This is a genomic window from Rhizobium sp. NFR12, from assembly GCF_900108545.1.
Lineage (GTDB): Bacteria > Pseudomonadota > Alphaproteobacteria > Rhizobiales > Rhizobiaceae > Neorhizobium > Neorhizobium soli.
Window position 1 is genome coordinate 131921 of record NZ_FNWM01000006.1, and the last position, 6000, is coordinate 137920.

The following is a 6000-nucleotide window of genomic DNA, read 5'->3' on the forward strand; positions in this document are numbered from 1 at the left end:
AGGACGCGCTCACGCCGCCGAGCCGACGGACATGCCCTCCGACGACCGGTTTTCGAATTCATCTTGGTCCCGGTCAGCAATGGTCGTCGTCTCGTGATCAGGGCAGAAACCCAGCGGCTTCACATATGTTCCGCGGCGTCTAGCTTATCATCAGACAGCAGGAGAGAGGTCGACGACGTTGAAGCCATCGCTTGTGGTTCTCACCAATCGGATTTCAACGGTAGGTGAGACGCGCGACGGGCGAATGCAGTGACTCGGTAGTCACGTGAACCGTCTAGCAGCCCAGGCCGCGAAGTGGCTATCCCGCGGAACTATCAAGCAATAAATTTGTTGCTGTTTCTACGCCAATTAACGCGTCCGAAAAACGGGAGAAATGACGTGAGTGAAGCTGATAAACATCCGGAGCAAGATCCCGCTGAGGGCTCACGTGAGACAATCGAGCGTGATCTGAAACGACAGGACGACAAACAGCAATGCCCCAAAGAGAACGATGGTGACGAGGCGTCCAATACGTCTACTCTGAAGCGGTAGGTGCCATGAGCGTTTCCGTGTGGGATAGCGTATCGAGAACTGACTTCGTTTCACGCGGCATGTCTATCCTCAGCGATTCGACTTCAGCAGTTGGAGGATTTGGGGATGGTGCCAGAACGATCGCAGGATAGCGAACTGCTGGAGATCATTGATCATAAGCTAGTTGCGCTTATTCATGAACTAGCAGACGCCAATTGGAGCGTTGATGAGGTCGTCCTGGCCATCGGGTCTATCCTAGAGACCAAATGGCTGCCTCAGGCGAGAGCCTTAGAAGCTGCCCGAAGCAGCGGCTCGGAGAACTTTGTTTCGGACGGCAATGAAGGCTAACGTCTTCAAGGAGAGACCATGGCAGCAACATTCCAGATAATTCCCCTCAGTTCGACCGACCCTGATGGCATTGATACTCAAAATGAGCCGAAGCTGCTATTTACCGACGCATTACAGACTGCTCGGGATTTAAAATCGCAAGGCAAGGCATTTCGTGTGTTCTTCGATGGAGATACTCTAGAAGATCAACGCCGGGCCTTTCGCGAACTCGGTGCATTGGAGTGACGCATGTATCGATGTCGTCGCCATTGTGTGTTTCGGGTTCAGTCCTATCACCTACCCCACTACGGTTCTGCTGCCCGGTTGCGCTTCAGGTCTAGGAAGCTTGGAAGTTCGGGCATGTCGATCCGCGAGGCAAAGTCACCGTAGGCTTAGAAGCTGTACCACTGCCTCTATGCCAGCTCTGCATCGCGCACAGATCGTCACCTGTGAAGAGGCGTGAGCGCCTCCGATGAAACTGGCAATATCCGCGCAAAAAGTACATCGCTCTCGCTGACGAACACCTTACCGCCGATATCTTCCCCGCGAGATATCGCGGCAGCAGCCAGACCAGCGAGAAAGTTGGCGTTAAGCGTCATACGCCGCAACGACATCTCTGGCGGGTTGGCAATCGCTCTGATCGCTTCGCATGTCACGATCACCGACCAGACCTGCGAGCCGTCGGTCACCGCGATCTGTCCGTTTTCGTGGTAGAGAAACGGTGCTGGTTCGCACAGGGTGATTTCGGGATGGTCGACCATATCAGATTGCCTTCCTGCTTTTAAGGTCGTGCGCGACAGATTTGCGCAACGCGTCCATGATATTGACCACGTTCGATGCGGGAGCAGGCTCTTCCTTTGTCTTCGAGGCCTTCCGTGTGGGCTTCAGGGTTCTCTTCTTCTCCTCGATCAGCTTCAGCAGGCTCTCCTGGATAGGATCGCTCACCATCTCAGGCGACCATCTCGCAGACTTCTGTTTGATCAGTTTTTGCACGAGAGGGATCAGGCCGGGTTCTGCTTCGTCGTCTATGTCTTCGAAATACGCCTCTTCCGGCCGGACCTCGTCCCCAAAGCGAAGAGACCAGAGGACAATCCCGTTGTCGCGCGGCTCCAGCACCACAGCCCGTTCGCGACGACCGATCACCAGCTTGGATACACCGACGACATTGTCGGCCTTCATCGCATCACGGATGACGGCGAAAGCCTCGTGGCCGACGGCATCGTCAGGCATCAAGTAGTGCGGTTTTTCGAGGTAGACCCACTCTATGCTTTGCGACGGCACGAACTTCTGGATGTCGATCGTCTTCACCGTGTCGAGTTGCACTGCGTCGAGGTCGTCGTCGGTCAGGATAATGTAGTCGTTCTCACCACGGGCATACCCCTTCGCCTCGTTGCGGTCTTTCACGGGTTTCCCGGTGACAGAGTCGATGTACTGCGAGACGACACGGTTGCCTGTTTCGCGGTTCAGCGTATGAAACCGCACCTTCTCGCTCTCGCTGGTCGCCGGGGTCATGGCGACCGGGCAGGTCACGAGCGATAGCTTGAGGTAGCCTTTCCAGTAAGGACGGATTGCCATCGTCTCTCTCCTAGCTTGCCTTGCGCTGCGGGGCGGTCTTCGAAGCGGCGGACTTCCCGACCGCCCCACGCGCCGCACGTTTCCGACCAGCGCCAGCATTGGCATTGGCAGCCGTGCGTTCCGGTTTGGATTCGGCAGCCTTCAGCAGCCCTGCGCTCTCTCGTAGGGCGGCGAGCAGGTCGCTCGGCTGCGAGACCTCTATCTTCTTGCGCTTGGGAAGCGCCTTGCCTTCGACCTTGGCCTTCACCAGTTCAGCGAGTGCTGCCTCATATCGGTCGTCGAAGGTTGCCGGATCGAATGTCCCCTTCTTCGTGCTGATGATGTGCTTGGCGAGATCGAGCATCTCGCCTTCGATCTCCAGCTTCGGCATTTCCTCGAACGCCTTCGCGCTGGACCGAACTTCGTAGTCGTAATTCAGCGTCGTGGCGATCAGGCCCTTGCCGTGGGGACGGATGAGAACCGTGCGCATTCTCCGGAAGAGGACAGTCCTCGCGATGGCTGCGACCTTCGACCTCCTCATGCCGTCGCGCAGTGCAGCAAACGCGTCGGAGCCCATGCGATCGGGGGTGAGGTAGTAGGGCTTGTCGAAGTAGACGTCGTCGACGTCGGAGCAGGGGATAAACGCCTCGATTTCGAGCGTCTTGTCGCTCTCCGGGATCGTGGCGGCCACCTCGTCTGGGTCGATGACGAGATACTGGCCGTTCTCGATCTCAAAGCCCTTCGTCTGGGCTTCCTTAGGCACCAACTTTTCGGTCTCGCTGTCGATGAAGACGCGGTTGACCCGGTTGCCTGTCGCCGAATTGATTGTGTTGAAGGTGATGCGGTCGGAGGTGGAGGCGGCCGTATAAAGCGCTACACCCGCTGTGACCTCTCCGAACTTAAGGAAGCCTTTCCACTGCGCTCGATGACCTGCCATACGTTTTACTCCGAATCACCTGGTTGGCGACTCCAATCGGATTCGAAGTGATTCGTTCCGAGTCAAAACGAATCATTTTTCAATGGCTTGAGCGGATATCTTGCGAGTTTGATTCAGCGTGGTTTCGTCATGCAGGCTTACCGTTTGATCTCAATCGGTTTCCAGATCACCTGGACGCTTCTGGGATCGAGATCGAACAACTCGCAAGTGACTTTCATCTCGGTCCCGTCGCAGGCGCTGCACCTGAACTTCAGTTTCCATGGGCTGGCGTTCCAGCCTTTGTACTGGGCGAGGTCACGCGCCAGAAACCTGCCTTCGCGACCGCATGGGCGGCATGCCGCAACGACGACCATGTTGTGCCTGACGGCTTCGGCAAGTGTTCTGAGATTCCCGACCATGACGAATAATCGGAACGGATGCAGAACGGCGTCAACCTACAAGCCAGCATCGCAGTCCGTTATACCTGACGGCCAACCCGGCTGTGGGAATCACGGCGGCCATTGCCGATGCGTCGACACGTGATCGTGTCGTTGACCTGTCTACCACCGACGTCCTATTCGGGCGTTGGAGGGGCCTATGCCCGAATTGATACCGGACGAGATTGAAACGCTGCGCATGCTCGCTGGTCAGCTTCCGCGACGACTTGGGTCGAAGCATGTCCTCTGTATAGAAGAACTTGCGTCCTTCGGTCTGTGCGCTTCTGTCGAGCCTCACCGTCTGACGGACAGAGGCATTCTCTGCCTCGAGGCAAGCACAGGAACGGTTGACCTTCGATCCCGCCGGGTCGCCTAGCGTTCAGAGGGTCAGATATGGCCGTTGCTCACGTATGGCGATTGGTCCACAATGGCGTGCTGCGGTTGCCCGCCCGAGGTCCTAGCCTGCAGCCGAGGCTCGCTGCGGACGGACCACGCTCCAAGCGGGCGGCGAGCCTCGCTTCTCGTAAATTAATACGAGCGGTTGCGCGGTCGGTCCAGGGGCTCGAAGCGACATACTGCCCTCGGTACGGCGGGTACTCTTGAAGAGCGGATCGCCGCCACCAAGGTCGGCTCGCCTTCATCTGCTCAGCCATGACAGATACGCGACTATACGCTTAGCGATGTCTGTTTCACTACGGCCGTTCGACGACCCTTCAGCCGAACAGGTCTTTCGTCAATGTCGGAAGGCCCCCAAGGCCACCTACCTCCGTGTAACGCGGCAACACCATCATTCGGTCTGCGGGCAGGGGACGTTGAAGGGACTTTGCCTCGCTCCATGGCGCGGTCATCCAAATCTCGCATTCTTCCTTCGTCGTCAGAAGGACGGGCATAGCTTTCGGATGGATAGGTTTTACGATCTCGTTGGCATCGGTCGTAAGGAAGGCATAGAGGTCATGTTCACCCTCTCGGGGTGCCTTGATCGGGCCTCGTGCGCCAATCCACTTCGTATGAATGCCTGCGAGCATGAATAGCGGCTGATCCTCGCCGACGACGAACCATCGTAGCGGCTTTTTCCCCGTAGTCGGGTCGGCCGTCTGTTCATACTCACTGAATGCCGTCGCGGGAACAAGGCAGCGGTTCTTGACGCGGAGCCACTGCTGCCAGTGGGGAATGAATGTCTTGCGGACGTTCGTAACACCCCTGTCGGGCTTGCCGTCGAGATGCACCTCAGGCGTCGGCATGCCCCATGTTGACATGGTCAGCTCGCGCTCGCCTTCGGTGTCCATGCGGATGATCGGTCCGTCGCGATCCGGGTGGACACTAATTGACGGCGCCAGGTTTCCTTCCCGAAACCGCGAGATGCTGATGAAGTCCCTGATCGCCTGCTGGTTGGTCGTGACATTGTAGAGGTTGCACATGCCCGTCTCTCCGTGTCGTGCTTAGATATGCGGCCACGCTGGAGTATCAACAGCGCTTTCAATGGCTAGATGACGGCGGAGCGTCATTAACATGAAGGCGGCGTTCGGGCTCTTCCGAGTGAGACGAGGCCTTGATCTAGGGATCTTGCGCGACAGATAGCAGGCTGATCGATGGGGGAACGCATCCGATGAAGACGCTCGCAAAGGCGGTTACCGCCTCGGTTCTGGTCCTGATCCTTCAGGGTTCGGCCCCATATCTGTTGGGGACATCCGCCGTACAGGCCCAGTCGCCACCCGATGCCACCGTATCTGACGCGGCGATGGGCAAGATGAACACGTACGTCGAGTTTCTCAACCAAACCCTGCGCGCGTCCGAGTCGCTACAGCGTTACGACAGTTGGGTCGACATGAAGAAGGGCCCGACCGGCAAGGAGCGCATCATCTATGGCATGTACTCTCTATACGACGTGAGAGAGTTGGCGGGCAAAGCCTTGGCTTCCGCTCAGGAAGAGCCAAAGCTGCCGGAGCTTGACGCTGCCATGACAGCCTATGTCGAGACCTACCAGCAACTGGCTCCCGTCATCGAGCGGGCGAACAAGTATTACGAGCGCCAGGACTATAAGTCGGACAAGATGGCAGACGGTAAGGCGTTCCATAAGGACATCGCTGCCCTATCGCCCGTCTATGAAGAACGCCGGAAGACAGTGGACGCCGCATTGAGGACCGAAAAGGTCAAGCTCGACCGCGCATCGCTACTCGCGCTCGAAAAGGCCGAGGGCAAGAAATCGCGCTGGCATGTGCGAAACGTCATGTTCCGGGCAGAGGCCGTGATGGACGT

Annotated in this window: 8 protein-coding genes; 4 read left to right on the plus strand and 4 right to left on the minus strand. The window is 57.6% G+C overall.

The window, feature by feature from the left end; all coding sequences use genetic code 11:
- The first annotated feature begins 636 nt into the window (after positions 1–636).
- Together BLW69_RS21080 and BLW69_RS21085 are read left to right on the plus strand one after the other, a co-directional pair.
- Positions 637–858: a hypothetical protein gene (locus BLW69_RS21080; protein ID WP_092665008.1), complete on the plus strand. Its 222-nt coding sequence runs from the start codon at positions 637–639 to the stop codon at positions 856–858.
- Between the two features lie 18 nt (positions 859–876).
- A complete protein-coding gene (locus tag BLW69_RS21085) occupies positions 877–1083 on the plus strand; it encodes a hypothetical protein (RefSeq protein WP_092665011.1) in 207 nt (68 codons plus the stop codon).
- Between the two features lie 197 nt (positions 1084–1280).
- Here the strand turns inward: BLW69_RS21085 and BLW69_RS21090 are convergent, their stop codons facing one another.
- From BLW69_RS21090 to BLW69_RS21100, 3 genes are read right to left on the minus strand one after another with little or no spacing between them, the layout of a single operon-like run.
- Positions 1281–1598 (minus strand): hypothetical protein, encoded by a 318-nt coding sequence (locus BLW69_RS21090; protein ID WP_092665014.1) that lies wholly within the window; start codon positions 1596–1598, stop codon positions 1281–1283.
- Position 1599: 1 nt separating this feature from the next.
- Positions 1600–2412 (minus strand): non-homologous end joining protein Ku, encoded by an 813-nt coding sequence (locus BLW69_RS21095; RefSeq protein ID WP_092665017.1) that lies wholly within the window; start codon positions 2410–2412, stop codon positions 1600–1602.
- Positions 2413–2422: 10 nt separating this feature from the next.
- Positions 2423–3328, minus strand: a complete 906-nt coding sequence (locus tag BLW69_RS21100) for a non-homologous end joining protein Ku (protein WP_062454534.1) — start codon at positions 3326–3328, stop codon at positions 2423–2425.
- Positions 3329–3375: 47 nt separating this feature from the next.
- On the opposite strand from BLW69_RS21100, the gene BLW69_RS22635 reads away from it, so the two are divergent.
- Positions 3376–3735, plus strand: a complete 360-nt coding sequence (locus BLW69_RS22635; protein ID WP_139283915.1) for a hypothetical protein — start codon at positions 3376–3378, stop codon at positions 3733–3735.
- A gap of 722 nt (positions 3736–4457) precedes the next feature.
- On the opposite strand, the gene BLW69_RS21110 is transcribed toward BLW69_RS22635, so the two are convergent.
- On the minus strand, positions 4458–5162 hold the full coding sequence (locus BLW69_RS21110) for an SOS response-associated peptidase (RefSeq protein ID WP_092665022.1): 705 nt from the start codon (positions 5160–5162) through the stop codon (positions 4458–4460).
- A gap of 188 nt (positions 5163–5350) precedes the next feature.
- Between BLW69_RS21110 and BLW69_RS21115 the strand changes: the two genes are divergently transcribed.
- Positions 5351–6000: DUF3829 domain-containing protein (locus BLW69_RS21115; RefSeq protein WP_139283916.1), on the plus strand; the 650-nt coding region annotated here is incomplete at its 3' end.